The sequence below is a fragment of the Halomonas shantousis genome (assembly GCF_054654615.1).
Map to the genome: position 1 here is coordinate 2,310,177 of NZ_BAAIER010000002.1, position 26,844 is coordinate 2,337,020.

A 26,844-nucleotide genomic window follows, 5' to 3' on the forward strand; every position below is an offset into this window, starting at 1 on the left:
CTAACATCTCCGTGTTATCACCGCGTGGTTTCAGCATCCATTTCGTCAGGCCATTGCCTCATACCCGCTGAGCTCTTCCCGAAGCCGCTACCCGGCCCAGCAGCCGCGTCGGAATCTCCTCGAGAGAGGCCACCTCCACGGCACCGCCCAGGGCGATGGCCTCCCGCGGCATGCCGAACACCACACAGCTCTCTTCATCCTGAGCCAGCGTGTGCGCCCCGGCCTGACGCATCTCGAGCAATCCGGCAGCGCCGTCCTTGCCCATCCCGGTAAGAATCACGCCCACCGCATTGCGCCCGGCGGACTGCGCCGCGGAATGGAACAGCACATCCACCGACGGACGATGCCGATTGACCGGCGGACCGTCATCCAGCCGCACGACATAGTTCGCGCCGGAGCGCGCCAGCTTGAGATGGTGATCGCCCGGTGCGATGTAAGCATGCCCCGGCAGTACGCGCTCGCCGTCCTCGGCTTCCTTCACCGTGATCCGGCACAACCGATTGAGGCGCTCGGCGAAGGAGCGAGTGAAGCCGCCCGGCATGTGCTGGGTGATCAGGATCGCCGGACTGTTGGCGGGCAATGGCTCGAGCACGCTACGAATCGCTTCCGTTCCGCCGGTCGAGGCGCCAATGATGATCAGCTTCTCGCTGGAGAGCAGCGGTACGTTCTGAGGCAGGCTGACCGGCGCCTGGGTGTCACGGCGCAGGGTTCGCGGTCGCGAGCGGGCCGCTACCCGAATCTTGTCGGCGATCAGTTGGGTATACTCACGCATGCCATCTCGGATACCGATCTCGGGTTTGGCGACGAAGTCGACCGCCCCCAGCTCCAGCGCACGCAGCGTGATTTCCGAGCCCTTCTGGGTCAGGGACGACACCATGACCACCGGCATCGGACGCAGACGCATCAGCCGTTCAAGAAAATCCAGCCCATCCATGCGCGGCATTTCGACGTCAAGCGTCAGCACGTCCGGATTGGTGCGCTTGATCAGATCCCGCGCCACCAGCGGGTCCGGCGCGGTGGCCACGACCTCCATATCCGGCTGGCTATTGATAATCTCGCTCATCAGGTCGCGAATCAGCGCCGAGTCGTCGACGCAAAGCACCTGTATCTTGTTGGGGGACAATGCAACGTCTCCTCTTGGAGCCCGCCCTGCGGGTGATGGCCGCGTGAATCGCTGTTGCGTTGACCGGCTCTGTCAAACCGGCCATTCATTTGGCGCCGTGTAAGGGTTATCGGCGACGCTACGCCGGGCTTGAGGTCTTGCGCGACAATTCGTAGACCGTCTGGCCCCGCAACCGGAACGCCTGGCTGATATAGGAGAAATTCTCCGAATGACCGGCAAACAGTAGCCCGTCGGGCTTGAGCAAGGGCGCAAAGCGCTCGAGAATCCGCGTCTGGGTCTGCTTGTCGAAATAGATCATCACGTTGCGACAGAAGATCGCATCGAACGGCCCTTTCACGGCCCAGCTGGGCGCCAGCAGGTTCAGAGGCTGGAAATCAACCATTTCCGCAATTTCCGGGCGTACCCGGACCATGCCGGCCCGGGAACCGTTGCCCTTGAGAAAAAAGCGCTTGAGTTGCGCCTCGGAGAGCTTGCCGACCTGTTCGAGCGAGTAGACACCCGCCTTGGCCTTGGCCAAGGCTTCGGTATCGATATCGGTGGCGACGATTTTGGCCTGACTGGCGCGCGTCCCCAGGGTCTCGATCAGCGTCATGGCAATGGAGTAGGGCTCCTCGCCGGTGGAGGCGGCAGCACACCAGATCCGCACCGCACCCGATGACTGCGCCACATGCCGGGCCAGCAGGGGGAAATGGTGCGACTCGCGAAAGAATGCCGTGAGATTGGTCGTCAACGCGTTGGTGAAGGCCTCCCACTCCTTGGCCTCGGCATTACGCTCGAGGCGGTCAAGGTATTCTGAGAAACGCGTCATGCGATGCAGGCGCAACCGCTTGGCGAGACGGCTGTAGACCATCTCGCGTTTGTGCTCCGCCAGCACGATGCCGGCACGCTGATAAATAAGCTTGCGAATCCTTTCGAAATCGGAATCGGTCAGCTCGAGATCCCGCTCGAGGGCGCCGAAGCCACTGGTCAGGCCGCGCTGCGGCGCCAGAACGTCACGGGAAATATCGCTCAAAAGGCCTCCCAATCATCATGAGCCGGCGCGACCTGCTTGGGCGCGGCGGCAGGCTTGCTTGTGGCCGCACGAGGCGCGCCATGGGGCAGCGAGGGACGTGCATTGCCGAGGGCCTTGGCAGGCATGGGACGAGTACGACTCTCCGACTCGCTGCCCTCCAGGCGGAATACTGCGACGGATTGCGAAAGGAAACGCACCTGGGCCTCGAGTTCAGCGGCAGTGGTCGCCGAGGTCTGGACGAGTTGGGCGTTCTGCTGGGTGACGTCGTCCATCTGCGTGATGGCCTGATTGATCTGCTCGATACCGCTGGTCTGCTCCTCGGAAGCCGCTGAGATCTCATGCATGATGTCGTTGACACGCTTGACCGACGCCACGACCTCCTCGATCGACTGCTCGGCCTGACGCACCAGATCGGCACCATCACCCACCTCTTTCGTGGAGGCATTGATCAGGTCGCGAATCTCCTTGGCCGCCTGCGCGCTGCGACTGGCCAGGTTACGCACTTCACCGGCCACCACCGCGAAACCGCGGCCCTGCTCGCCGGCACGCGCCGCCTCGACGGAAGCATTCAACGCCAGGATATTGGTCTGGAAGGCGATCGAGTCGATCACGCCGACGATATCGCCGACCTTGCGCGAACTCTGGGTGATGCGATCCATGGTCTGGACGACTTGCCCCATGACTTCGCCGCTGTGACGCACGGTATCCGTCGCTCCACCGGCCAGTTGACTGGCCTGGCGTGCGTTGTCGGCGTTCTGCTTCACCGTCGCGGTCATCTCCTCCATGCTCGATGCCGTCTGGGTCAGCGAAGCGGCCTGCTGCTCGGTGCGTGACGACAGGTCGACGTTACCGCTGGCAATGTCCTGGGTGGCAGGAATCACCACGCCGACACCGCTGTTGACGTCGTGAATGATGTTGCTCAGGCTGCGACGCATGGTATCCAACGCCTGGGTCAGGCGGCCGATCTCATCGTCCTTGTGCTTGGACATGCGCACACCGAGATTGCCCGCCGCAATCTGCAGCGTGACGTTGAGCGCTTCACGAATCGGTCGCAGCGTCGCGCGGATCGTGCGAATTCCCAGCGCGATCAAAAGCACCAAGCCAACGATCAGCAGCCCACCCTGCGCCATCAGCATGGTGCGCTCCTGCGTTTCGGACTGGGCAGCCATCTCCAGTGCGGCATTGCGCTTTTCCTGGATCAGACCGTTGAGTGCCGTGCTGACGGCTTCTCCCTCGCCGACCATGACATCGTTATAGGCCACATAGGCCTGGTAGAAGTCGCCGCTGTTCAGTGATTCCATGACCGCCGACAGGCCATCATCGATATAGTGGCGAAGCCCCTTGCCGAAGGTCTCGGCCGCGGCCGTGTGATTGACCTCGCGCGCCTCATATTCCGACCAGATGTTTTCGAGCTTGGTCAGTACTTTGCCGACCTTCTCGTCAACCGCCGCCATGTCATCCGACATGGGATTGCTCACCGGGCGACTGACCAGCTGGCGCCCCTTGGCCATCAGCTGATCGAGCTCCTGCAGGCGGACGACATCCTCCAGACCATCCTGATTGAGGGCATGCAGGCGGTCACTGGCGGCCATGAGACTGTAGATAGAGAGCGCACCGCTGAGCGCCAGGGTGATCACGGCAATGTTGATCATGCCGATCAAGCGGCCGCGCAATGTGCCGAACTTGACGCTGCGCAGACGTGACAGGACGCCGCCGGCCTTGAGCTGCCCCCGCACCATACGGATGCCGCTCGCCTGACCTGCCGCCAGACGCGCATAGCTCTTCTCGGCATGCTGGCGGGACTTGGTATCCGGCTTGACCCGGACCGAGGTGTAGCCGACGATCTGGCCCGACTCGACGATCGGCGTGACCGTGGCATGGACCCAGTAGTGATCCCCGTCCTTGCGACGATTCTTGACCAGCCCGGTCCACACCTCCCCGGCCTTCAAGGTTTCCCAGAGGTTGGCAAAGGCCGCAGAGGGCATGTCGGGGTGGCGCACGATATTGTGTGACGCACCAATCAGCTCTTCCCGACTGAATCCACTCGCTTCAATGAAGGCGGGGCTGGCATAGGTGATCTGTCCCTTGGCATCGGTGCGGGAAATCAGGAACTGGTCATCGCTGATTTCGTACTCGCGCCCGGTAACCGGCTGGTTGTTACGCATTCACTTTGTCCCCTGCGTCAGTTGTTATCCAGATATTCGTGAATCGTTTGTCGTCGTGGCCGCCTGCATCGTCAAGGGCACGAGGTATCCACTCGGCGGCCATAGGAATTAGAAGGAATCCCACTCCAGTTCGCTGCCCGCTTGCCCCTTCGTCTGATCAGTCGCCCGGTTTTTGGGCGTGTCGTGAGCCAGGCGCTGAGCCGTCCGGGACCCATTGTCGCCCCTTCCCTCAGGCTTCGGCTCAGCTCCGTGCGACACCTCCGCCGCAGTCCACTGATCGCTGCCGGCGCTACCGGACAGGCGAAACACTGCAACGGCCTCACGCAGGGCGGCAGCCTGACGCTCCAGATCGGCGGCGGAGCTGGCGGCGTCCTGAACCAGGGAGGCGTTCTGCTGGGTGACCTGATCCATCTGGGCAATGGCCTGATTGACCTGGCCGATGCCGTTGCTCTGCTCCTGCGATGCAGCGGCAATCTCATCCATGATGTCGGTGACCCGCTGAACTGCCGCGACGATGTCTCCCATGGTGCGTCCGGCCTGATCGACCAGCACCGAGCCACTCTCGACACGCTCTACCGAGGTACCGATCAGGTCGCGAATCTCCTTGGCGGATGCCGCCGAGCGACTTGCCAGCGAACGAACCTCACCGGCCACCACGGCAAAGCCGCGCCCCTGTTCGCCGGCCCGTGCGGCTTCGACGGAAGCATTCAGCGCCAGAATGTTGGTTTGAAAGGCGATGGAGTCGATGGCTTCGACGATCTCGGCCATCTGGTGGGCACCCTGGGTGATGCCGCGCATGGTAGCGACGACTTCACCCACGACTTCTCCGCCGCGCTGCGCAGTCTGCGAGGCGTTGGATGCCAACTGGCTGGCCTGGCGCGCATTGTCGGCGTTCTGCTGTACCGTGGAGGTCAGCTGTTCCATGCTCGAGGCAGTCTCTTCCAGCGAGGCGGCCTGCTGTTCGGTTCGTGAAGAGAGGTCGATGTTGCCTTGAGCGATGTTGCGTGAGCCGGCATAGATGTTGTCGCTACCCTCGCGTACCGTTCCTACCGTACGCGACAGGTTCTCCTGCATGCGCGACAGGGCCGAAAACAACTTGCCGATCTCGTTGTCGCCGCGACTTTCCACCTCGGCCGACAGATCCCCATGGGACAAGCGTTCGAAGTGACCGACGATCCGCTTGAGCGGGTTGATGACGTTGACGGTGACGCCCCAGAGCACGATGGCGACCACGACCAATGCCAGCGCGACCGCGATACCGATAGCCACCTCTAACGCAACGGACTTGGCCTTGAATGCCTGATAAAGATCGGTCCCCTGCTTCTCGACGGTCACGAAATAGTCGTTGGCGCTGGCATAGAGGGTGTCGTTGAGCTGTCCGACACGCTCGACCTGGGAAGTGTATGCATCCAGATCCCCCGCCTCGAGCGCTGCCATTTGCTGCTGCATGGCCGTGATCAGCGGCTGATAGTCGGCCTTGATCCTGTCGACCAGCGCCTGGTGGCGAGGCGGAATGTCCATGTCGAAGAATGACGCGAAGAGACCGTTCACTTCGGCAAAGCGACCATCGAATGCCGACGCATCGATGTCTTGCGAAGTCGACGACTGCAAATGATAGAAATACTCCTGCATTTCCAGCCGCAGGTTCATCAACTCGCTGTTGGCACGATTCAGGGTCGACTTCTGCGTGATATCGACCTTGTTGAAGGCATCCAATGCACCCTGGCCATACTGCACGGCATATCCGCCCAGCGCACTTACGGCCAGTATCAGCCCCGTAAACGCCGCCAGCACCAGTATCCAGCTAACGCGGACCGTCATGTTATCGATTAACTTCACCTTGCCTCCCCTGCATGTCTCGTCGGCCACACCGGCCTGGAAAACCTCCCCCGGTACCGGGAAGAGGCATTGGGACGTTGTTGGTTTTCTGCTATCCCGCATCGCCAGCACCGGGTGCACGGATGCAGCGAACATCCGGGCCCGTTCGGTTCTTAAAGTATCGGCGATATGGGTATGATCTTGAGGGCAGAAAACGACTTTAGAACGATGCCTCGGCAGAGGCAGACAGCCGGTGCATGTTCGACGTCGGGCCAGACTCACGCGCTGGCCTTCGGCGATCCGAAACCGCTCCGCCTTTCATCAGACGCTCGGCCTGCTGCCCAGCGTGGCGTTCCGATGAATAACCTGCCCTATCTGCCCCATCGCCTGGCTGATCCGCTCGGTGTCGGCGCTCGTCCAGCAAATGCCGCATACGAGCGGCAATGCCCCGCCTGTTGGCGATACCCGACATTGCCAAAAAAACGCCCGCCTCCTGTCCAGAAGCGGGCGTAACCAGTCAGCGCAACGAGAGGTCGTAGCCGACCACCTCGAAGCGAATATCCTGTCGGCGTTATTTGCTGGTCTTGTCGATCAGCGCCATTTCGTCACTGGTGAGCAGCTTGTCGATATCGACCAGTACCAGCATGCGGTCTTCCAGGCTGCCCAGACCGCTGAGGTAGTCCGAGGACAGCGCCACGCCGAATTCCGGCGCTGGCTTGATCTGTTCGGGCGTCAGGCTCATGACGTCGGAGACGCCGTCAACGACGATGCCCACAACACGCTCACCCACGTTGACCACGATGACCACGGTCTGGCCACCGTACTCGACATTCTCGAGGTGAAACTTGATGCGCAGATCCACGATCGGCACGATCACGCCGCGCAGGTTGGTCACCCCCTTGATGAAGGCAGGCGCATTGGCGATGCGCGTGACATTTTCGTAACCGCGTATCTCCTGCACTTTCAGGATATCGATGGCGTACTCCTCGCTGCCCAGCGAGAAAACCAGATACTCGCTGCTTGCCGCGTCGCTGGCCGCCATCGTGGCCTGGGATAGGTTCGTCATGATGCTAGGACCTCCTGCTTGGGTTCCGCCTGGTTGTCACGGCGTGTCGCCGGGTTCTTGCGGCGGTTGAGTCGTTGTAGATCGGCAATGTCTAGAATCAGCGCCACACTGCCATCGCCCAGGATGGTGGCAGCGGAGATCCCCGGGACCTTGCGGTAGTTGGTTTCGAGGTTCTTGACCACAACCTGCTGCTGTCCGATGAGATCGTCCACCAGCAGGGCATAGCGCCGACCGCCGCCCTGCACGATCACGGCGATACACTCGGTCGGCTTGGTCTTGGCTCCTGCAACGTCCAGCACCGAATGCAGGGCGACAACGGGCAGATACTCGTCGCGCACCTTGAGAAGCTGATCGTCACCCGCCATGGAGTAGATGTCGTCTTCCTGCGGTTGCAGCGATTCCAGTACGGCGCCCAGCGGCAGAATGAACATCTCCTCGCCTGCCTTGATCGACATGCCGTCGAGGATGGCCAAGGTCAACGGCAGGACGATACGCGTCGTGGTGCCTTGGCCGGACTGCGAGAAGATCTCCACATGGCCGCCCATGGCCTGAATGTTGCGCTTGACCACATCCATGCCCACACCGCGCCCGGAGACGTCGCTGACCTGCTCGGCGGTGGAGAAGCCCGGTGCGAAGATCAGCTGCCAGACCTCGTCATCGCTCATGCTCTCCGATACCGCCAGGCCATTGCTCTCGGCCTTGGCCAGCAGCCTTTCACGGTTGAGACCGGCACCGTCATCGATGACCTCGATGAGAATGTTGCCGCCCTGATGCTGCGCCGACAGGGTCAGACGCCCGGTCCGCGACTTGCCCTTGGCCTCGCGCGCTTCCGGCGTCTCGATACCGTGATCCAGGCTGTTGCGCACCAGGTGCGTTAACGGATCGATGATGCGCTCGATGAGGCTCTTGTCGAGTTCGGTGGACTTGCCTTCGGTCACCAGTTCCACGTCCTTGCCGAGCTTGGCGGCAAGATCGCGCACCAGGCGCGGGAAACGGCTGAAGACGTAGTCCATGGGCATCATGCGGATCGACATCACCGCTTCCTGCAGGTCACGAGCGTTGCGCTGCAGCAGGTTCATGCCGTTGGCCAGCGGCCCATGCGTTACCCCATCCAGTTCGCTTGCCGTCTGTTCGAGCATCGACTGGGTGATGATCAGCTCACCCACCAGGTTGATGATCTGGTCGACCTTGTCGACAGGGACACGAATGGTGCCGGATTCCCCACCGCCGCCCTTGGCTGCCGGCTTGGCTCCGGCCTTGACCGGCGCCTTGGCCGGCTTGGGCGCCTCGTCCTTCGACGACGGCGCAGCCACCTGGGTCGACGAACGCTCCGCTGCCGGCGTTTCAACCGGGGCTTCAGGCGCGGCGGGCAGCTTCTCCGCGGTGCCGGACGCCTTGCCGATTTCCAACTGCTCGGGTTCGATGATGAAACACATCACCGCCTCGATGTCCTCGGCGCCGACATTGGATTCCAGACGCACCACGTAGCGCGAGGTATCGCCACTCTTTTCGAGGATAGTCCCGAGCTGCCCCAACTCCTCGACGAGCAGTTCACGATCCTTGTCGGAAACGTTAAGCAGCGCGACGCTCAGCAACGATTCACCGGTGCCTTCCGCAGCCGCGCCACTCTTGGCCGGCTCGGGTTCGGGGGCGGGTTCGGGCTTAGGTTCGGCTGCCTTTGCCGGAGCGCTACCGCCATCGACACTCTTGCCCATCTCGTCCAGCGCGAGCTGCTTGAGCGTCTCGCAGATACGGGCATAAGCCTCCGGATCGGGTTCGGAGCCATTGCGGTAGGCATCCAGCTGGTCGTGAAGCATATCCTTGGTTTCCAGAAAGAGGTCGACGATATCCCGGCGCAGCGCCATCTCGCCGCGGCGCGCATGATCCAGCAGGTTTTCGAGCAGATGCGTCGTGTTCTGCAGGATGGTGAAACCGAACGTGCCGGCACCGCCCTTGATGGAATGCGCGGCACGGAAGATGGCGTTGAGCTGTTCGGCGTCCGGCTCGTCGACGTCGATTTCCAGCAGGTGCCGTTCCATGTCACCCAGAAGCTCTTCCGCTTCTTCGAAGAAGGTGTCGTAGAAATCGGTAATATCCATGCTCATTTCCACACAAGTAGAGTCAGTGGGCCCCGGTCCACCAGTTACTGTCCCGCCGGGGGTGTAGTCGTCACGTCAGGTTCCGAAGCAGGCGCTTCCGCCACGGGGGATTGCGGCTCGACGGCCGGCAGCTCGGGCGTTTCGAGCTGGGGCACGATGGCCGTTGCCGGCAGGGAGCCCATCATGCTTTGCGCCTCGATCCTCGCCGCTGCCCGTTTGTCCAGCACGATGATGCTGATACGCCGGTTCACGGCGTCACTGGGATTCGTCTCGGCAAGGTTGATGCGCGACCCCATGCCGGCGACCCGCAGCAGCTTGCCAGCGTCCAGCCCCGATGCGACCAGCTCGCGACGCGAGGCATTTGCCCGGTCTGCGGACAGCTCCCAGTTGCTGTACCCTCTCTCGCCTCCGGCATACGGAATGTCGTCGGTATGACCGCTCAGGCTAATGGAATTGGGCATCTCGTTGAGAACCGGAGCGATGGCCTGAAGGATTTCGCGCATGTAGGGCTCGAGCTTGTCGCTACCCAGTTCGAACATCGGTCGCTTGTCGGTGTCCACGATCTGGACGCGCAGACCTTCCTGCGTCATGTCGATGCGCAACTGCGAGCGCATCTCCCGCAATCTCGGATTGGCTTCGATGATCCTTTCCAGCCGCTGGCGCAGGTTGATCAGACGTTGCTGCTCCTCGCTCGGCCGCGTCTGCAGACGCGTGTCGATGCGTCTGACCTCGCCTTCGGCATGGGTCGGATCGTCTCCACCGCCGGGAATCGCACTGGTACTGGCGGTGTTCTTGTCGCCCCCCGTCAGCGCGACCGCGATCGGTGTGCGGAAATATTCCGCGATCGTGCGCAGTTCGTTTTCGTTGGCGGATGACAGAATCCATAGCACCAGAAACAGCGCCATCATTGCCGTCATGAAGTCGGCATAGGCGATCTTCCAGCTACCGCCATGATGGCCGTGCATCACTTTCTTGCGCTTGATGATGATCGGGCGACGATCCTGACTCATGCGGCACCTGCGTCAGGCTTGTTATTACGCACGTGATCCTCAAGCTCGTTGAACGTGGGTCGCTCGGCGCTGTGCAGCGCCTTGCGCCCGAACTCCACGGCCAGTTGCGGGGCATAGCCGTTGAGACTGGCCAGTAGCGTGACCCGAATGCACTGGAGCATTTTCACGCCTTCCGCCACCTGCCGATCGATACGGTGCGACATCGGCGTCACGAAGCCATAGGCCAGGAGAATGCCGAGGAAGGTTCCCACCAATGCATGAGCGATCATGATGCCCATCTGCTCCGCCCCGGCATCCGCCGAACTCAGCGCCTTGACCACCCCCATGACCGCCGCCACGATGCCGAAGGCCGGCAAGCCGTCACCCACCTTGGCCAGAGCATCCGCCGGCACGTGCGCTTCATGTTCGAAGGCTTCGATTTCATGCTCCATCAACGCATCGATTTCGTGCGGATCCATGTTGCCGCTGATCATGATGCGCAGATAATCGGTCATGAAGGCCATGATCATCGGATCGGCGAGAATGCGCGGATACTCGGCGAACAACGCACTCTCCTGAGGCGAATCGATGTCGCGCTCGATGGCCAGCATGCCATCGCGACGCGCCTTGGACAGCAGCTTGTACTGCAGGGCCATGAGCTCCATGTACATGGCCTTGTTGTATTTGGTGGTGCGCTTGAGCTTCGAGACGGATTGCAATGTCGCCTTCATCGCCTTGCCATTGTTGGCGGCGATGAAGGCACCCACGGCTGCTCCACCGATCATGAGAAATTCGGTGGGCTGGAAGAGCGGCCCCAAGCTTCCGCCGGCCAGGACGAAGCCGCCGAATACCGACAGGGTCACAATCACAAGACCAATCAAAATGAACACTGAAAATTCCCCTGGCTGCATACGTGACTGACGTGTTGAATCTTCTATCGGCAGCAGAGGGCCCGGCCTTGAGGAGAAGGGTCCCGGAAAGACAAGTTTTTCGAGGCGGAGACACTCTCGCAGCCATTGCGAAGCGCATCAACGCGCCCGATGCACGATCATCAGCGCCATGGCGCCCTGCGACGCATCCAGAGAATGATTGCTTGAATGGCTGAAGCGGCCAGAGAGGCCCGCCACAGGACCTGCCTACATGTCTTGTGGCGGGTGAGCGGGTTGCATTTCATGCACCCAGGCGAGCAGCTCGGCGATGACTTGGTAAAGCTCGGGAGGAATACGGGCATCGAGATCGATCCCCATCAGCAGACTGACCAGCTCCGGCGCATCGTGGACGAAGACCCCCTGCTCTCTCGCTGCCGCAATGATGCGCTCGGCCAGGTCGCCATACCCCTTGGCCACGACCGAGGGGGCCGACGCCGACTCATGATATGCCAGCGCGACCGCTTGCCGTCGCTTGTCGGGCCGGGGCTTGGCTTCTTCACTCATCGAAAGCCTCCAAACGTCTGTCGACTTTTATGTCGGCAGCGAGCCCCAGCCCGCTCAGCCTCTCCTTGAGTGTCGGCACTCCCTGCTCGAGCCGGGACAGATTGTCAGCGCTCTCCGTCTCCAGCCGGATGGATACACGCCTTTCGTACAGCATGAGTTCGACCTCCAGCCGACCGAAACCCGGTAGCGTCAACGCCAGCTCGCTACGCCAAGGCGCTCCGTCCGGCCCCGACTCCCCACGCGACTCGGCATGGCCCTGTTCGCCATGGCCACCTTCGTGGATCAGCAGGGCCAGCATGACGCCGGGCCATATCATGCCCTCCCAGCGCAATGTCGGTGTCACCAGAAGCTCAAGCTGATGCCTGACGAGACCCTGGAGCGGATCGGACAACTTCTCATGCGTGTGACCGGCCCTCTCGAACGCCTCGGCCGCCGCCTCCTGCGAGATACCGTTCATATGCGACGCATAGGCGTTACCCTGTCCCACTCGCTCGCCTCCCGCCTCGGTGGATCGAGAGGCGGAAGGCGGCGGTGAAACGATGGCGGGAGAGACGGAAGGCGAGGCAGGAAGAGACGATCTCGAAGTTGCCGGCGTAGATGACATCTCACGGGAAGCGGAGAGCATCGGCGAAGCCTGCGTGCCAGGTGGTGGGCCGTCTCCCTGCTGTGTCGCAGTTGGCGTCAGGGAACGAAATGCCAGGAAGCGCCACATCTGCGGTTCGCGCATCAGCATTTCCCGCGGCAGTTCGCCCCGATACCAGCGGGCCAGGTGCGATTCATAGAACAGCCCGCTCTCGTCTATGCTCTGCTTGAGCGCCGTGGCAAGTGCCGGTGCGGAAACCTCCTGCGAAGCAAGCGGCGCAGCGGGACTGATCACGGAGGGTGGCGCAGGGAACTTGACGAGAATGTCGGCGATGGTGCGCGCCGCCGAGCTGAAGTGAGTCCGTGTGGAAGACGGCGCCAGAGGCGCCAGGGAGAGATCCCGAGCCGGCCGCCTACCCTGCGCCTCCAGCGGGGTATCCGAGGAGACGGTCGGCGCATTTCCACCCTGCAGACGGGAATCGCTATGCAGCGCCTTGATGGCATCCTTGGGCGAGGCCGGCCTGACCGGCTCCGGCAACTCCCGGGTTACGGGAATGTCGACACGCCGACCCAGCACCTGATGCAACAGAGTATCGAGTATCGGCGTGATGCCACTCACGAGCGGCCTTCATGCCGGGCTGCCCGAATACGGGTCGAGATGTTACCCAACCCCTGATTGTACGCCTGGGACAGGGCACGCTGACGCTTCGAGTTGCCCAGCATGTCGCTGAGTTCGTCACGGCGAGCCTCGAGACGGCGGCGGATTTCGCCGTCGTTCTCGAGGATGCCCGTCAACAGCTCCGCCTTGGCGTCAAGTTCCTCGCCGGCAAGTTGACAATCCGACTCCAGACTCCGCAGGCGCTCCACGTCCACGACATAGCGGGACTTCTGCTGAATCAGTTGGTCCCATTCCTGCCGTCGTGCACTCTCGAGCATGGCCTTGGACTGAGCAAGCAATGCCTCATAGATGGTCAGGAGTTCTGCGGGTGTCTGCATAGGATCAGGTGCCGTTCGCTTGGGGTCCGATCTGTCGCCAGGCCGAACCGATATCATCGAGTAATTTCGCAGCCTGCTCCAGACGGGCCTCGTCGTTGTGCAGATTGGCTTGCAACAATAACCGCGATACGTAATCGTAAAGTTCTGACAAGCGGCCGGCGATCTCCCCGCCTTTGTCATGATCGAGCGCCGCCGCCAGGCCATTGTTGACGATATCCAGCGCCTTGGTGATCGAGCGTCCCTTGGCGGCGACATCGCCGTCCTGCATCTGCAGTCGGGCAGCACGAATCGCGGCCTGGGCACCGTCGAACAGCATGACGATCAATTGGTGAGGACTGGCCGACATCACGCCGGTCTCGATGCCGACCCGCGCATAGGCATTAGCGCCACGCATGGCATTCATGGTTGGTCTCCTCGGCATCATTGCTTGAGCTGAGCGCTCATGGCATTAAACTGCTGGGTCAGGTAGGTGCTGGTCGAATTCATCTGGCTGACCAGGCTATCCATGGCGGCAAACTGGGTCTGATAACGTGCGATCGTTGTATCTATTGACTGCTCGACACGATCATAACGCTCGTCAAGACGCTTCAATGTCGTGTTGATGCCGTCTGTAGCATTTTGGATCAACCCCTTGTCACCGAGTATCGCCTCAAGACTGTTACCCATTCTCGCAGAAAAACCGCTCTCGCCATCAGGCCCGGCAAAGAACTCGCTCACTCCCGACAGGTTGCCACTGATCGCCTCATCGAGCTTCTCGTCATCGACCTTCAACGATCCATCCAGCTGCAAGGTAATACCGAGATTGGAAAGCAGCTTGTAATCGCCCTCGCCTTCTGCACCGCTCGTGATATTGCGTAAACGCGACTCGACACCACGCAAGGTGGCATTGCCGATCAATACCCCTGAGGCATCCGGGTCGGGATCATATTTGCTCAGGCTGGTAATCGTACTCTGCAGTGAGTTGTAGGCAGCGGTAAAATCCGTTACAGCGCTCTTGATAGTCTTGCTGTCACGCGACACTGTCAGAATATCTGACGTTCCTTCGGTTTCAGAAGACAACTCCAGCGTCACGCCCTGGACAGCCCCCTCTACCGTATTAGAGGCACTGGCAATATCGATGCCGTTGACCGTCAGTTGGGCATTTTGAGCTGCAACTTTCTGATCCATTCCTGCGTCAACGACATCCGAGCCTCCCGAATAGCTGAAGTCTGTCGAGGCACCCCGGTTATCTACAATTCCAGTAAGCTGAGACTCGGTTCCGGTATTCTCGGAAGTCAATACGAGGCGGTCAGCGCTTCCATCATTGATGATCGTTGCGGAAATACCGGCTTTCTGGTCGTTTATCGCATCACGAAGATCTTCCAGGGAATCCTCGGCTCCAAGGGTCACGTCGAAGCTCGAACCGTCCGCCTTGTTGAAAGTAAGCGTGCCTGCGCCCACCGGATCGGTTTTTTCCACTCCCTGAGAAGCGAGTGTCTGCGCCCTGGCCAGTTGCGTTACCGAAACCTCGTAGCGTCCGGGCACGGCTTCGCTATCGGTGGAGACCGTCACGGCACTGCCTGTAACACTACTGGTTACCGCCTGGAAGGTTTCTGCGTTGCCCAGCGCTTTCGCCGAGGTCTGCAGCTTGTCCAGGGCGCTCTCCAACTGACCGAAAGCGGACAGTTTGGCCTTGTAGCTGGTCTGCTGATTGGTGATGGGGGTGAGCTTTTCCTGCTCGGCAGACTTCAGCTGGTCCAGCAAGCTGTTGAGATCCAGTCCCGAGCCGATCCCCAATGATGAAATCGTAGCCATGGCATCCCTCTGAGATGGTGCCTTTTGTACCATGTCGGAACATGCCCCATGACACGAAAAGGCGTTGTATATATACGCTATTCCTGTACATCGGCTTTTTGACGCCGAACTTTAGTGTGCCGAACCATTCTTTGCTCATAACCTCGTTAGTCATTGCCATGTACCACGCGACATGACATCCGCTCATCCCGTTGCCGGCCGGTCTCCTGGCCAGCCATGGGCGAAATGAGAGAAGATAGGGGTTTGGCTGCCCCACCCCCGCAGGAGTTGCAATGGATTCGACCCGCCTCTTTACCGATTACCATCTCTGGCAGCGCTTCCAGCGTCAGGACCAGTTGAGCCGCGAACATCAGGCCGCCCTGCGCAAGATGGCCGAATCCGGTGCCATGGCCACCCGCGTGACCCAGGCCTACCGCAGCATGGCCGACAAGGGTGCCAAGGAAGGCGCCTGCTATCGCACCCTCTTCCAGCGCAAGCGTGAAAACGACGAGGTACTGGCCTGCGAAGGTTGGCTGTTCATCCGACGGGTGCTGGCCGAGGGCGGGACGACCCGGGTCCGGGCGACGCTGCTGGAGAGCTTCACGCTCGAGGACGGCATCATTGCTCCCGGCACCAAGCCCGGCCAGAAGGTCACGCTGGAGATCTTCGATGAAATTCTGGTCAAACGCACCATGAGCCTGGGCTGTCGCGTCGATCGGCATGACGCCCCGGACGATACGCGATTCATCACTTTTCTCGATAGCGTCCGCGGTGACCTTCGCTCCCACTTGTGATCCGCTCGCTCATCGCCGGGCCTTCGGCACGAGACCTGCCATGGTCGTCGTTGGTGCCAGTACCTCGGCACGTGATGTTTCTCGCGTTGGGAATTGAACCTGTAACGGAACTCACGGTCTTTCCGGTGATAGCTTGATTAGCCCCGCCCCGTGATTGCTGAATATGCCGATCGCGGGGCTTACCGACAACAAGGACTCTGTCGCCATGCCCCCTACCACGACTCCTCCTGCTCCAAGCCGTTATGCAGCACTCAATCTCGAGAGCCTCGATAACGTCACGCATATCGCCCAGCCACCTGCACCCGAGCACACGCTGAATCTCGACAGTCCTGCGCGTGTACTGCTCACCGACTTCCAGGTGACACGGGCCCAGAGCATCCTGGCCACGAACACCATCTCGCATGCGCTGAATGCCATGAAACAGGCCGGCGTCCGCCTGTTGATGGTCATGGATACCGATGGCCGCTTCACCGGTGTGGTGACGGCTCGCGAACTCATCGGAGGCCGCCGCGTCACGCTCGCCATGCATCAGCACCAGGTGGGACGAGACGAAGTCACCGTGGACATGGTGCAGACCCCCCGGGAACAACTGCACGCATTGCCGCTGGCCAGACTGGAGCGCGCCATCGTCGGCGACCTGGTCGAAACGCTGAAGACCTTCGGCGATCAGCATATTCTGGTCACGGAGCCAACGCCGGACGGTGCCAGTCAGATCCGCGGTCTGGTATCCGCCTCGGACATCAGCCGGGCTCTCGGCATCGATCTCGACCACCCGCCCGAAGCCCGCTCCTTCGCCGCGATCTGTCAGGTCATTCTGGGTCACGAGATCGGCTGACGGCGCACTTTCGCATGACGCAGCGAAACGTCAGCGCACCGTGACCTGAGGGCACGTCCCTGATAGCCTACCTGCCTTTCTTTCAAGGCGAGTTCCGCATGACGCGAATCTCAAGGCAGGCAGGCCTTCTTTCGTTTCTTCCTTTGATGATTCTGGTGGCGCTGAACCTGCGCCCCGCTCTCTCCTCGCTAGCGCCCATGCTGCTGCGCATTCAGCAAAGCACGGGCCTGTCCGAGCTGGCCATCGGTGCCCTGACCACGCTTCCCGTGCTTTGCCTGGGACTATTCGCGCCCATGGCGCCTCGCCTGACCCAGCGTCTTGGCGCCGAGCGCACGTTGTCGCTGGCCTTGCTGCTGCTGGGTGTGGCATTACTGGTCCGTGCCAGCGCGGACCCCTGGCGTCTGTATCTGGGAACGTTGATGGCCGGTGCCGCCATCGGCATTGCCGGCACCCTGCTTCCTGCGCTGGTAAAACGCGAGCTCCCCGATCAGGCCGATCTGCTGACCGGTGTCTACACCATGGCCTTATGCCTGGGCGCCGCTCTCGCCGCCGGCTTCAGCGTGCCGATCGCTGACGCTTTCGGCGACTGGCGTATCGGCCTGGGTATCTGGGCCCTGCTGGCCTTCGTCGCCCTGCTGGTCTGGTATTGGCGCATGCCGCACCCCTGGCCTGAAACGACATCCTCCACTTCGCAGCTTGTGCCCGTGAAGCTAGGACGTTCGTCCCTGGCCTGGCATGTCACGCTATTCATGGGCTCACAGTCCTCGCTCGCCTATATCGTGTTCGGATGGCTGCCGGTTCTTCTGCAGCGACGAGGATTGAGCGAGGCGGAATCGGGCTGGCTGCTGGCCATCTCCCTCATGGCACAACTGGTTACCGCACTTGGCGCCCCCTGGCTGGCCCGCCTTGGCAACGATCAGCGTCCCGCGATCTGGCTCATGCTGTTCGCTACCGGCACCGGCTTACTCAGCCTGCTACTGGCCCCTCTCGAATGGCGTTGGGCAAGCGCCGTACTCCTGGGGCTCGGTCAGGGAGGCAGTTTCAGCATGGCACTTTCGTTGATCGTGCTGCGTACGGCGAATTCGCGCCTGGCGGGGGAGCTTTCGGGCATGGCACAGGGTTTTGGCTACTGTCTGGCGGCGCTGGGACCATTGGCAGTCGGGGTTCTTCTGCATTACACCGACAGCCTGAACGTGATGGCCATGCTGTTCGCCACGATCATTGTCGTCTCCGCCTTTTTCGGCGGCCTCGCCGGGCGCGACAGGCGCCTGGACACCGATACCGAAGGTCACCTGGTGATTCGACGCTAGCCTATTGTCCATTGACCGTATGAAGGATTTCTCATGGCCTCCATTCTCGTGATTTACGCTGGCGGCACGCTGGGCATGGTGCCGGGAGCGCGCGGACTACAGCCTGGCGGAGATTTCGAACCCCGATTGCGTCAGGCAGTGACGCGGCTGCCTCCGGCACGCCAGGCATCGCTTCCCGATTTCGCCATGCTGGAGTACGCCCACCCCATCGATTCGAGCAGTGCCATGCCGAGTGACTGGCAAGTTCTGGCTCGGGATATCGCCAGCCGTTATGACGCCTATGCCGGGTTCGTGGTGCTACAGGGCACCGACACCTTGGCTTGGACGGCTTCCAGCCTGGCGTTCCAACTGCAAGGAACCGGCAAACCTGTGATCATCACCGGTGCCCAGAAGCCGCTAGAGGCCGACGCAAGCGACGCGTTGGCCAACATCGAAGCGGCCCTGCGCTTTGCCACCCGACCGGAACTGCAGGAAGTCGCCGTCTGTTTCGGCGGTAAGCTGCTGCGGGGTTGCCGTACTCGAAAATGGGAAACCCAGGCGTTCGAGGCATTCGTTAGCCCCAACTGTCCCCTGCTAGGGGAAATCGTCGATCACGATGCCATTCTTTACGCTTCCCGCGGGCTTGAGCGACAGCGCCGCGGAGCGCCGCGTTTCGAGCTGCCTGACCTGGCCGCCCTGCCGGCATCGCCGGTCGTGCGCATCGCGCTCTGGCCTGGCATTACGGCCCGACAGATCGAAAACTGGCTGCAAGATGCGCAAGTCAACGGAGCGTTGCTGGAAGTCTGGGGTAGCGGCAACTTACCCGATGATCCGGCATTGCTGGGCGTGCTGGCCGAAGCCAGCGGTGCCGGCAAGTTGATCGCCGCGATCAGTCAATGCCCTCGCGGGCCGATGGCAGCAGGCACCTACGCTGCGGGGCAGGGTCTCGTAGCGGCCGGAGTCCTGTCGGGAGATACCATGACGCCGGAGGCGGCCATGACCAAGCTGATTCATCTGCTGGCACAACCATCGGGCGCCGAGGATCGGCGCGAACGCTTCCTGACATCGCTGGCAGGAGAGCGCTGAATACCGGCCGGGACCCTCAAGCACTCGATGTAAAGAGCCTCAGCCCGAAGCGTGCAGCCTCGCCTCGACACGCTCGAGAATCTGCCGACTGACCTGATTGACCAATGGCTGAGCGGCTCGACTCACCGCCTTCTCCACCAGCTTGTTGCGGAGCTGGTACTCCACCGTCAGCCGTACGCAGGTGCCTTCGGGAACGGAGCTCAGCTCGTAACGCCCCTGGTTGCGTACGCCATCGATGGACTCCCAGGCCAGTGTCGAGGGCGCCTTTCGCTCCGTGATCAGCACGTCGAAGCTCCAATCCATTCCTACGGCATGCACATGCCAGCGATAGCGGGACTCTCCCAAAGGTTCGATCGTCTCGATCATGTCCGAATAGTCGGCAAAGTTCTCGACGCGCTCGAGTAATGCAAAGACTTGCTCCGGCGGCGCATGCAGGACCGCGCTGTGTTCGATAATCGCCATGCACTCTTCCCATTCGAGATGTCTTCATGAGAGTAACGATAACGCACCTCGACGGCCACCCTCTCTCCGAGCGGCCGCCACGGCGGTGACATGGGATAGTCCACGCGGCTGGCCCATCCTGACAGGCCCCGCTAGAATACCCGGCTCGCATCCGGACCGGATCCCGGATGATCGCTCACGCAGTTTTATAAATTCTCCGAACGAGGCTCTCATGATATCTGCATCGCCTTCATCACGCGCCGTGGTCATTTACTCCGGCGGCATGGACTCCTTTACCGTACTCCACCGGGCCATTGTCGACGGTTTCGAGGTCCACGCCCTGTCGTTCGATTACGGCCAACGTCACGCCCGCGAACTCGATGTTGCCCGGCGGGTCTGCGAGCAGCTCGGCGTTGCCCATCAGATCGTCGACATCCGCGCCATTCATGGCCTGATCGGCAATTCGGCACTGACCGACACCAGCCGCGTCATACCAAGCGGCGATTACGACAGCCACAACCTGGCGGCCACCGTAGTACCCAACCGCAACATGATTCTGTTGTCGCTGGCCATCGCGCAGGCCGTCAATATCGAGGCTACGGTGGTTTTCTACGGCGCCCACGGAGGCGACCATGTGCTCTACCCCGACTGTCGTCCCGAATTCGTCGAACGCATGAATGACGTGGCGGCCATTGCCAATTTCGAAGCGGTGGAGATTCGCGCCCCCTATCTTCGCCGTAGCAAGGCCGACATTCTCGCCGACGGGATCGCCATGCAACTCGACTATTCCCAGACATGGACCTGCTACCGGGGCGAGGCCGAGGCCTGCGGTGAATGCGGCAGTTGCCGCGAGCGTCTGGCCGCCTTCGCCGCTCACGGCCTGCACGATCCCCTGCCTTATCGCGGACGTGACGTCTCCCGTCCCACCGCAGAGCGCGAGGGCTGAATGTATCACGTCAAGGAAGCCTTCTATTCCCTGCAGGGAGAAGGCGCGCGGGCCGGTCGCGCCAGCGTGTTCTGCCGCTTTACCGGCTGCAACCTATGGTCCGGACGCGAACAGGACCGGGCCGACAGCCTTTGTCGCTTCTGCGACACCGACTTCATCGGTACCAACGGGCAGAATGGCGGGCGTTTCCGCGATGCCGAGGCGCTTGCCGCGCATCTTGAAGCATTGTGGCCATGCATGGACTCGTGTGCGACGCCCTATGTGGTGTTCACTGGGGGTGAACCGCTGCTGCAACTCGATATCGCGTTGATAGAGGCCATGCATTCACGCGGCTACGAGGTGGCGGTAGAGACCAACGGCACACTCACTCCCCCGCCAGGCATCGACTGGTTGTGCGTGAGCCCCAAGGGGCGTTCGGAGCTGGCAGTGGTCCGCGGCGACGAGCTCAAGCTGGTCTATCCGCAGAGCGACGCCCCTCCCGAGCGTTTCGCCCGGTGCGATTTTCGTTATTTCTATCTCCAGCCCATGGACCTGCACCCGCAAGGCATGAACGGCACGACGATGACGGCTACCGTGAACTATTGTCTGGCCCACCCGCAATGGCGACTTTCGCTGCAGACTCACAAGATCGCGGAGATCGACTGATGACACTCTTCGTTAACGGTCTGACTCAGATCGACGCTTCGCTCTGGTGCCCAAGCCGCGGCCTGGTCGGCGCCAGTTGGCAGGTCGACGCCGAGCTCGACGGTGAGCTTGGCGAGGATGGCATGCTGTTCGATTTCGGCGAGGTCAAGCCCTGGATCAAGTCCCGCCTCGATGCCGAGGCGGACCACACGCTGCTGGTGCCCACCAAGGCCCCTGGCATCACCGTTCACGAATGCAGCGAGGGACTGTGCCTGCGTGCGACCCTGCCCTATGACATGGAGGTCCGCGGACCGCGCCAGGCATTCACCCTGCTGCCCTGGAGCGAAGTCACCGCCGAGCGTCTGGCCCACTATTATGGCAAGGCCCTGACACGGCGTCCGCCGCCACGGGTCACGGCCATTCGACTCGAACTGGGAGAGGAGCATGTCGAGGGCGCCGTCTATACCTACAGTCACGGCCTCAAGCGTCATGCAGGCAATTGCCAGCGCATCACGCATGGACACCGCTCACGGTTACGGATCTGGCACGACGGGACACGTGCGCCGCAACTCGAAGCCCAGTGGGCGCAACGGCTGGCGGACCGCTATCTGATAGATGTGGAGGATATCGTCGACGATGACGCTCCGCACGGCCAGTTGACCGTGCGCTACCGGTCGGCCCAGGGACGTTTCTTCCTGCGCCTGCCGCGCGAGCGCTGCGAGGTGTTGCCGACACCGACCACTGTGGAGCACATTGCCGCCTGGCTGGCCGACGAGATTGCCCGCAGCAACTGCGGATCGCGCATTCGCGTCCAGGCTTTCGAAGGCATCGGCAAGGGCGCTTTCGCCGAGGCCTGTCACTAGCGGCGCTGCGCCGGTAGTTTCAGTGCTGCCCTGATGTCACGAAAGGATGAATTTCATCTAGGCTAACAAGCAGCACACGGGCAAGCGGACGCCCGAGCCAAGATCATTTTGCCGATGGAGACCAAAGGAATGCAGTGGCTTGAACGCCAACTCGGTACCTCGATTTCAAGCTGGGCCGTCGCCCTGGCCATTGTGCTGTTCCTGTCTGCCCTGTCGATGGGGCTCCGCCAGTTGCACAGGTATGTGCAGATCAGCGTTCACCCCCGCCTGCGCGCCATCAGGGTACTCGGTCAGGCAGTCTACGTTCCGATCCAGCTATTGATCTGGCTCTATGGCCCCGCTCTGGCCCTGGCAACGCTGCTCCCCGACGTTCCTGCACGCATGGCGGTGCTGGTCACGGCCCATACCATCGGGGCGATACTCGCCGTCTGGCTGTTCCTGCGCGTGGCCCGGCGCATGATCGGGTATCTCGACCGCTGGTCGCAGCGACGCAACGGCGCCCTGGATCGCTACTTCCTACCCTTTCTGGCGCGTTGTTGTGCCGTGCTCTTTCCGGTACTTCTGCTTTTCTCCCTGCTGCCGCTGGTGACCGACTCGCCCAGCCTGCAGACAGCCCTTCACAATCTCGCCAGTCTGACGCTCATCGCGGGTATCGCAGGCGTGTTGATGTACATGGTGGGTATCGGTGAGAACATCCTGCACTCTCGCTTTCGCACCGACGTGACGGACAATCTGCGCGCGCGCCAGGTCCATACTCAGGTCGCCATGCTGCGCAAGCTGATCAATTTCATCATTATCGTGCTGGCCATTGCCTCGATGCTGATGGTCTTCGACAAGGTCCGTCAGCTCGGAGCGAGCATTCTGGCCTCGGCGGGGATCATTGGCGTCGTTGTCGGCTTCGCCGCCCAGAAGGTGCTCGGCAATCTGCTGGCCGGCATCCAGATCGCGCTGACACAGCCCATACGCCTGGATGACGCCGTGGTCGTCGAAGGCGAATGGGGCCGTGTCGAGGAGCTGACCCTGACCTATGTGGTGATCAAGATATGGGACCTGAGACGCCTGGTGCTGCCCATCAACTACTTCATCGATAATCCCTTCCAGAACTGGACACGCAACAATGCCGACCTGATCGGTACCGTCTTCCTCTATGTCGACTACACGCTTCCTCTGGATCCTATCCGGGAAGAACTGGCGCGTATCGTCGAGGCCTCTCAATACTGGGACGGCAAGGTGTGCGTGGTTCAGGCCACCGATTTCAGCGAGCGCACCATGGAAGTTCGCATCCTGGTGAGTGCCGGAAGCGGCGGCGACGCCTTCGACCTGCGTTGTGAAGTCCGCGAGAAGCTCGTGGCCTATATCAACGCTCACTATCCTGATGCTCTGCCACAACTGCGCATCGAGCCGGGAGAGCGCTCCCCGCGGGACATGCCCACCCGCAGGGATGCGAACCTGGCGCAAAGACTCGGCGAAAAAGCCTGACTGGATTACACTCCCCGCTCCTCGGCTCGGACTCATATCATGGCCTGTCGCATCGGTTGCGGTGCCTGCTGCATCGCGCCCTCCATCACGTCTCCGATTCCCGGCATGCCGCAGGGCAAGCCGGCCGGTATCCGCTGCGTGCAGCTGGACGCAGCCAACCGATGCCAGCTGTTCGACGACCCTCGCCGCCCGGCTGTGTGTAGGGAGTTCGCATACGCTGCTGATATCTGCGGCGACCGGCGGGAACAGGCCCTGGCTACCCTGAGCTGGTGGGAAAAAGAGACGGGGAACGGCGGCTGAAGAAGCCGCCAGGCAATGCGAAGCCTCGCCATCATGGCGAGGCCGGAGAGGACTTACAGGCGCACCAGCATTTTACCCTGATTGGCACCTTCGAAAAGTTTGAGGAATGCATCCGGAGTCCGTTCAAGCCCCTCCTCGACGGTTTCCTGATAGTCGATGTCGCCATGCTCGACATGTGGCGCCACCTCATCGAGAAACTGCAGGTAATGATCCCAATGCTCACCGACAATGAAGCCCTGCATGCGCGCCCGTTTGGTGGTCAGCATGAACAGGTTGGAAGGTCCCGGTTGCGGAGTCTCTTCGTTGTAACGCCCGATCATCCCGCAGACGGCAATGCGACCGTGATCCCGCAGAGTGGTGAGTGCCGCCTCCAGCAATACTCCGCCGACGTTTTCGAAGTAGACATCGAATCCCTCGGGACAGGCCTCCTTGAGCGCTTCGGTCAGCGCCTGGGCATCCTTGTCACGGTAACTGACGGCTCCCACACCCAGTGACTCGAGCCAATCCAGCTTGGGCTGGCTACCCGCAACGCCTACCACCTGGCATCCCTTGCTCTTGGCCAGTTGCACGGCCAGCGAGCCGACCGCCCCGCTGGCGGCACTGACTAGGACTCGCTCTCCCTCCTGGAGTTGTGCAATCAGATTCAGCCCGGTCCAAGCGGTCATGCCCGGCATTCCCAGCACGCCGAGATAGGCCTGTTCCGGTACGTCATATACCGGCAAGGGATCCAGATGATCTCCCGGCACCTGGGCGACATCGCGCCAGCCGTACATATGGCGCACCCGGTCCCCCTGATGAAAGCGGGGATGGCGGGACGCCACCACTTCGCCGACCGCCCCTCCCTGCAGAGGCTCCCCCAGCCTGTAGGGCTCGACATACGTCTTCACCCCGTTCATCCGGCCGCGCATATACGGATCCACGGACAGCCATGTGTTGCGTACACGCACTTCACCCTCGGCGATATCTTCCAGCGGCATTTCACGCAGCTGAAACAACTCACGTGCCGGCAGCCCGTGCGGATGCTCATCGAGCGTGAAATAGCGAGATACGGTCATGGCTTTTCTCCTAACCAGGAAATATTCGATGCTCTCAGGGTAGGAGGCTCCCGTGAGGCTCGCAACTTCCTGTCAGGGCTGAGAATTACAAAAAGGGCGCAGATTGACTGCGCCCTGTCGTCCTGCAAGCGATACGCAATCGCCTCAGGGATTTCACTCAGCGTTCAGTGACGTTCGATCTCGGCGTCCTGCCGCAAGGTGGCATTGAGTCCCTGAATAGCTGTCTGCGCCCGTAGACGCTCTGCCAGCTGCACGACAAAGCCATTTATTTCTTCGTTGCTGCTTCCTTCGTTGACGGCCGTCAGAGCGACCACCGCCACACCATCCGACATCTGCGTAGTGCCATAAGTGGGATCATCCTGAGGATGCGGTAGGCGGAATGCCTCGGCCAGCACGGCTTGAGGAACCTCCTGAGCGCCCTGACGCGTCGCGCCCTGCACCTGGCGCCAGTCCAGATCCGGCGACTCTCCATTGCGCAGCGCAGCTACTGCCGTCGCAGCCTGCTCCATCAGGGCTTCGCGAGCCTTGTTCTGTTCCACGGCACTACGCACCTGCTGCTCCACTTCCTCGAGCGGTAGCGTCGTGGCCGGGCGGTGCTCGGCAACACGCAGCACCATGCGGCGCTGATCGTCCAGTTCCAGCACTTCGCTGTTGTAGCCTTCCTCGAGAACATCCGGCGTGAAAGCCGCGTCCATCACCCCCGGTTCCGCCAGTACTCCCGACGCATCATCACGAGACACCCAGTCGGACTCCTGCACGGTCAGGTCCAGATCCTCAGCGACACTGGCCAGATCATCGGCTGCGAAACTTTCGTCGATGAGCTGCTGAGCCCGTTCGTTGAAAACATCGTCGGCAGCGGCAAGGCGTACCCGCTCGGCCAGTTGGTCCTGCATCTCCTCGTACGGCGGAATCTCCAGACCCGTCACCTTGAGAAGATGAAGGCCGTTTTCCGTCTCGACGATCTGGGACACCTGCCCTTTCTGCAATCCAAAAGCGGCGTTCTCGAACGCTTCTCCGAAAAAGCCCCGATTGATGACGCCCAGGTCGCCGCCACTTTCTGCCGTCGCCGCGTCATCGGAATACTCAGCCGCCAATTCGGCGAAATCGGCGCCCTCGGCCAGGCGTTGCTGTACCTCCTGCAAGACGCCGCGCGCTTCCTCTCGGCTCCGCTCCTCACCGAAGCTGACCATGATGTGCGATACGCGTCGAGGCGCCTCACGCAACTCAGCCGTATAAGCTTCCCGTAACTGCTCCTCGCTCACCTCGATACCTTCCGCCAGATCGGCCTTATCGAGGACGATGTAACGCAGCCGAACCTGCTCGGGACGCTGATAGGCCTGTTGATGCGATGCATAGTAGGCTTGGGCTTCTTCGTCGCTCACCTCAACCGGTGAGCTCAGATCGTCCCGGCCCAGCACTGCATAACGGAAGTCGCGAGCCTGGTTCTGCAAGGCCGCAAGGCGTTCACGCTCGGAAGGAAGCACGAAGGCTGCCTGCGCCAGCCCCTGCTGCAGCTGCTGGCGCAACATGTCGACCCTCAACTCCTGACGAAACGACAGCGGCGTATAGCCTGCACTGGCCAGCTTGTTGCGAAACAGCTCACTGGAGAAACGGCCGTTCTGATCCTGAAATTCAGGCAGGCCGACGATGATCTGATCCAGCTGGGCCTCAGAAAGGGTCATTCCGCCCTCTTGGGCATATTGCTCGAGCAGCGTCCGGGAGATGAGCTGGTCAATGACCTCTGCGCGAAGTTCGCGCTCCTGCTCCGGTGGCACCTGACCGGAGCGGATGCTGCGCTGTACCTGCAGCTCGACCTCCTGGCGCTTGATATCTTCACCGTTGACGGTCGCTACGGCATCGCTACTCGCACTGAAGAGGCCGACCAGTGACTCCACGCCAAAGAATGCGAATGTCACGATAATCGCCCCGACGATGACCTTGGCAATCCATCCCTGGGAGCCTTCTCGAATACGTTGCAGCATGCTGGCCTCAAAATGACGGGTTGTTGTTCCGAACCGCATTATACCGGCTCAAAGTGAGAAGACACCAAGAGCTCCGTATACTGTACGGAAGCAA

25 protein-coding genes are annotated in these 26,844 nt (G+C 61.4%); 9 read left to right on the forward strand and 16 right to left on the reverse strand.

Translation table 11 applies throughout. The annotated features are described in order from the left end of the window. Window positions 1-58: 58 nt before the first annotated feature. From ACYQ12_RS11100 to fliD, 13 genes are all read right to left on the reverse strand, one after another. On the reverse strand, window positions 59-1,123 hold the full coding sequence (locus tag ACYQ12_RS11100) for a protein-glutamate methylesterase/protein-glutamine glutaminase (RefSeq protein WP_459871520.1): 1,065 nt from the start codon (window positions 1,121-1,123) through the stop codon (window positions 59-61). A 118-nt stretch (window positions 1,124-1,241) separates the two neighbouring features. Beyond that, the gene (gene cheR / locus ACYQ12_RS11105; RefSeq protein WP_459874505.1) at window positions 1,242-2,126 is read right to left on the reverse strand and encodes a protein-glutamate O-methyltransferase CheR; all 885 of its coding nucleotides are present in this window, start codon (window positions 2,124-2,126) and stop codon (window positions 1,242-1,244) included. 5 nt (window positions 2,127-2,131) lie between these two features. Continuing rightward, window positions 2,132-4,300, reverse strand: a complete 2,169-nt coding sequence (locus tag ACYQ12_RS11110) for a methyl-accepting chemotaxis protein (protein ID WP_459871522.1) — start codon at window positions 4,298-4,300, stop codon at window positions 2,132-2,134. Between the two features lie 108 nt (window positions 4,301-4,408). Next, window positions 4,409-6,139, reverse strand: a complete 1,731-nt coding sequence (locus ACYQ12_RS11115) for a methyl-accepting chemotaxis protein (RefSeq protein WP_459871525.1) — start codon at window positions 6,137-6,139, stop codon at window positions 4,409-4,411. A gap of 550 nt (window positions 6,140-6,689) precedes the next feature. Next, a complete protein-coding gene (cheW, locus tag ACYQ12_RS11120; protein WP_459871527.1) occupies window positions 6,690-7,184 on the reverse strand; it encodes a chemotaxis protein CheW in 495 nt (164 codons plus the stop codon). Then, window positions 7,181-9,283 carry a chemotaxis protein CheA gene (gene cheA, locus ACYQ12_RS11125; protein ID WP_459871528.1) on the reverse strand — a complete coding sequence of 701 codons (2,103 nt, stop codon included), beginning with the start codon at window positions 9,281-9,283 and terminating at the stop codon, window positions 7,181-7,183. The genes cheW and cheA overlap by 4 nt, the downstream gene beginning before the upstream one ends. A gap of 44 nt (window positions 9,284-9,327) precedes the next feature. Then, entirely contained in the window at window positions 9,328-10,293 is a 966-nt protein-coding gene (gene motB / locus ACYQ12_RS11130) for a flagellar motor protein MotB (protein WP_459871531.1), read from the reverse strand. After that, window positions 10,290-11,162, reverse strand: coding sequence for a flagellar motor stator protein MotA (gene motA / locus ACYQ12_RS11135; RefSeq protein WP_459871533.1), 873 nt, complete (start codon window positions 11,160-11,162; stop codon window positions 10,290-10,292). Before motA ends, motB begins: the two co-directional genes overlap by 4 nt. 246 nt (window positions 11,163-11,408) lie before the next feature. Continuing rightward, window positions 11,409-11,705, reverse strand: a complete 297-nt coding sequence (locus ACYQ12_RS11140; protein WP_459871535.1) for an EscU/YscU/HrcU family type III secretion system export apparatus switch protein — start codon at window positions 11,703-11,705, stop codon at window positions 11,409-11,411. Then, window positions 11,698-12,906: a flagellar hook-length control protein FliK gene (gene fliK, locus ACYQ12_RS11145; RefSeq protein ID WP_459871538.1), complete on the reverse strand. Its 1,209-nt coding sequence runs from the start codon at window positions 12,904-12,906 to the stop codon at window positions 11,698-11,700. Before fliK ends, ACYQ12_RS11140 begins: the two co-directional genes overlap by 8 nt. Then, a complete protein-coding gene (fliT, locus tag ACYQ12_RS11150; protein ID WP_459871540.1) occupies window positions 12,903-13,283 on the reverse strand; it encodes a flagellar protein FliT in 381 nt (126 codons plus the stop codon). Before fliT ends, fliK begins: the two co-directional genes overlap by 4 nt. Before the next feature lie 4 nt (window positions 13,284-13,287). After that, entirely contained in the window at window positions 13,288-13,686 is a 399-nt protein-coding gene (gene fliS, locus ACYQ12_RS11155) for a flagellar export chaperone FliS (RefSeq protein WP_459871542.1), read from the reverse strand. A 17-nt stretch (window positions 13,687-13,703) separates the two neighbouring features. Next, window positions 13,704-15,077, reverse strand: a complete 1,374-nt coding sequence (fliD, locus tag ACYQ12_RS11160) for a flagellar filament capping protein FliD (RefSeq protein ID WP_459871545.1) — start codon at window positions 15,075-15,077, stop codon at window positions 13,704-13,706. Window positions 15,078-15,349: 272 nt separating this feature from the next. Between fliD and ACYQ12_RS11165 the strand changes: the two genes are divergently transcribed. From ACYQ12_RS11165 to ACYQ12_RS11180, 4 genes are all read left to right on the forward strand, one after another. Further along, entirely contained in the window at window positions 15,350-15,850 is a 501-nt protein-coding gene (locus tag ACYQ12_RS11165; protein WP_459871548.1) for a hypothetical protein, read from the forward strand. 205 nt (window positions 15,851-16,055) lie between these two features. Beyond that, window positions 16,056-16,685: a CBS domain-containing protein gene (locus tag ACYQ12_RS11170; protein WP_459871551.1), complete on the forward strand. Its 630-nt coding sequence runs from the start codon at window positions 16,056-16,058 to the stop codon at window positions 16,683-16,685. 98 nt (window positions 16,686-16,783) lie between these two features. After that, window positions 16,784-17,995, forward strand: a complete 1,212-nt coding sequence (locus tag ACYQ12_RS11175) for an MFS transporter (protein WP_459871553.1) — start codon at window positions 16,784-16,786, stop codon at window positions 17,993-17,995. Window positions 17,996-18,028: 33 nt separating this feature from the next. Next, window positions 18,029-19,060, forward strand: coding sequence for an asparaginase (locus ACYQ12_RS11180; protein ID WP_459871556.1), 1,032 nt, complete (start codon window positions 18,029-18,031; stop codon window positions 19,058-19,060). A 39-nt stretch (window positions 19,061-19,099) separates the two neighbouring features. Here ACYQ12_RS11180 and ACYQ12_RS11185 read toward each other — a convergent pair whose 3' ends face one another. Then, window positions 19,100-19,522, reverse strand: a complete 423-nt coding sequence (locus tag ACYQ12_RS11185) for an SRPBCC family protein (protein ID WP_459871558.1) — start codon at window positions 19,520-19,522, stop codon at window positions 19,100-19,102. Between the two features lie 211 nt (window positions 19,523-19,733). Here ACYQ12_RS11185 and queC point away from each other — a divergent pair, with 211 nt between their 5' ends. The 5 genes from queC to ACYQ12_RS11210 all read left to right on the forward strand — a co-directional run bounded on the left by queC (window position 19,734) and on the right by ACYQ12_RS11210 (window position 23,713). Then, complete coding sequence (gene queC / locus ACYQ12_RS11190; protein ID WP_459871561.1) at window positions 19,734-20,447, forward strand: 7-cyano-7-deazaguanine synthase QueC; 714 nt, start codon at window positions 19,734-19,736, stop codon at window positions 20,445-20,447. Then, the gene (gene queE, locus ACYQ12_RS11195) at window positions 20,448-21,092 is read left to right on the forward strand and encodes a 7-carboxy-7-deazaguanine synthase (protein ID WP_459871564.1); all 645 of its coding nucleotides are present in this window, start codon (window positions 20,448-20,450) and stop codon (window positions 21,090-21,092) included. Further along, entirely contained in the window at window positions 21,092-21,934 is an 843-nt protein-coding gene (locus tag ACYQ12_RS11200) for a 6-pyruvoyl trahydropterin synthase family protein (protein ID WP_459871567.1), read from the forward strand. Before queE ends, ACYQ12_RS11200 begins: the two co-directional genes overlap by 1 nt. Window positions 21,935-22,063: 129 nt before the next feature. Next, on the forward strand, window positions 22,064-23,413 hold the full coding sequence (locus ACYQ12_RS11205; RefSeq protein WP_459871570.1) for a mechanosensitive ion channel family protein: 1,350 nt from the start codon (window positions 22,064-22,066) through the stop codon (window positions 23,411-23,413). Between the two features lie 39 nt (window positions 23,414-23,452). After that, window positions 23,453-23,713 carry a YkgJ family cysteine cluster protein gene (locus ACYQ12_RS11210; RefSeq protein WP_459871573.1) on the forward strand — a complete coding sequence of 87 codons (261 nt, stop codon included), beginning with the start codon at window positions 23,453-23,455 and terminating at the stop codon, window positions 23,711-23,713. A gap of 53 nt (window positions 23,714-23,766) precedes the next feature. On the opposite strand, the gene ACYQ12_RS11215 is transcribed toward ACYQ12_RS11210, so the two are convergent. Both ACYQ12_RS11215 and ACYQ12_RS11220 read right to left on the reverse strand, forming a co-directional pair. After that, window positions 23,767-24,768, reverse strand: coding sequence for an NADP-dependent oxidoreductase (locus tag ACYQ12_RS11215; protein ID WP_459871576.1), 1,002 nt, complete (start codon window positions 24,766-24,768; stop codon window positions 23,767-23,769). A gap of 164 nt (window positions 24,769-24,932) precedes the next feature. Next, window positions 24,933-26,750 (reverse strand): SurA N-terminal domain-containing protein, encoded by a 1,818-nt coding sequence (locus ACYQ12_RS11220; protein WP_459871578.1) that lies wholly within the window; start codon window positions 26,748-26,750, stop codon window positions 24,933-24,935. Window positions 26,751-26,844 lie beyond the last annotated feature (94 nt).

Bases quoted from the DNA above. Each gene is read 5' to 3' on its own strand.
- ACYQ12_RS11110 (WP_459871522.1), bottom strand. From the start codon at position 4,300: ATGCGTAACAACCAGCCGGTTACCGGGCGCGAGTACGAAATCAGCGAT.
- cheW (WP_459871527.1), bottom strand. From the start codon at position 7,184: ATGACGAACCTATCCCAGGCCACGATGGCGGCCAGCGACGCGGCAAGC.
- cheA (WP_459871528.1), bottom strand. From the start codon at position 9,283: ATGGATATTACCGATTTCTACGACACCTTCTTCGAAGAAGCGGAAGAG.
- motB (WP_459871531.1), bottom strand. From the start codon at position 10,293: ATGAGTCAGGATCGTCGCCCGATCATCATCAAGCGCAAGAAAGTGATG.
- ACYQ12_RS11140 (WP_459871535.1), bottom strand. From the start codon at position 11,705: ATGAGTGAAGAAGCCAAGCCCCGGCCCGACAAGCGACGGCAAGCGGTC.
- fliT (WP_459871540.1), bottom strand. From the start codon at position 13,283: ATGCAGACACCCGCAGAACTCCTGACCATCTATGAGGCATTGCTTGCT.
- fliS (WP_459871542.1), bottom strand. From the start codon at position 13,686: ATGAATGCCATGCGTGGCGCTAATGCCTATGCGCGGGTCGGCATCGAG.
- fliD (WP_459871545.1), bottom strand. From the start codon at position 15,077: ATGGCTACGATTTCATCATTGGGGATCGGCTCGGGACTGGATCTCAAC.
- ACYQ12_RS11165 (WP_459871548.1), top strand. From the start codon at position 15,350: ATGGATTCGACCCGCCTCTTTACCGATTACCATCTCTGGCAGCGCTTC.
- ACYQ12_RS11170 (WP_459871551.1), top strand. From the start codon at position 16,056: ATGCCCCCTACCACGACTCCTCCTGCTCCAAGCCGTTATGCAGCACTC.
- ACYQ12_RS11175 (WP_459871553.1), top strand. From the start codon at position 16,784: ATGACGCGAATCTCAAGGCAGGCAGGCCTTCTTTCGTTTCTTCCTTTG.
- ACYQ12_RS11180 (WP_459871556.1), top strand. From the start codon at position 18,029: ATGGCCTCCATTCTCGTGATTTACGCTGGCGGCACGCTGGGCATGGTG.
- ACYQ12_RS11185 (WP_459871558.1), bottom strand. From the start codon at position 19,522: ATGGCGATTATCGAACACAGCGCGGTCCTGCATGCGCCGCCGGAGCAA.
- queC (WP_459871561.1), top strand. From the start codon at position 19,734: ATGATATCTGCATCGCCTTCATCACGCGCCGTGGTCATTTACTCCGGC.
- queE (WP_459871564.1), top strand. From the start codon at position 20,448: ATGTATCACGTCAAGGAAGCCTTCTATTCCCTGCAGGGAGAAGGCGCG.
- ACYQ12_RS11200 (WP_459871567.1), top strand. From the start codon at position 21,092: ATGACACTCTTCGTTAACGGTCTGACTCAGATCGACGCTTCGCTCTGG.
- ACYQ12_RS11205 (WP_459871570.1), top strand. From the start codon at position 22,064: ATGCAGTGGCTTGAACGCCAACTCGGTACCTCGATTTCAAGCTGGGCC.
- ACYQ12_RS11210 (WP_459871573.1), top strand. From the start codon at position 23,453: ATGGCCTGTCGCATCGGTTGCGGTGCCTGCTGCATCGCGCCCTCCATC.
- ACYQ12_RS11215 (WP_459871576.1), bottom strand. From the start codon at position 24,768: ATGACCGTATCTCGCTATTTCACGCTCGATGAGCATCCGCACGGGCTG.
- ACYQ12_RS11220 (WP_459871578.1), bottom strand. From the start codon at position 26,750: ATGCTGCAACGTATTCGAGAAGGCTCCCAGGGATGGATTGCCAAGGTC.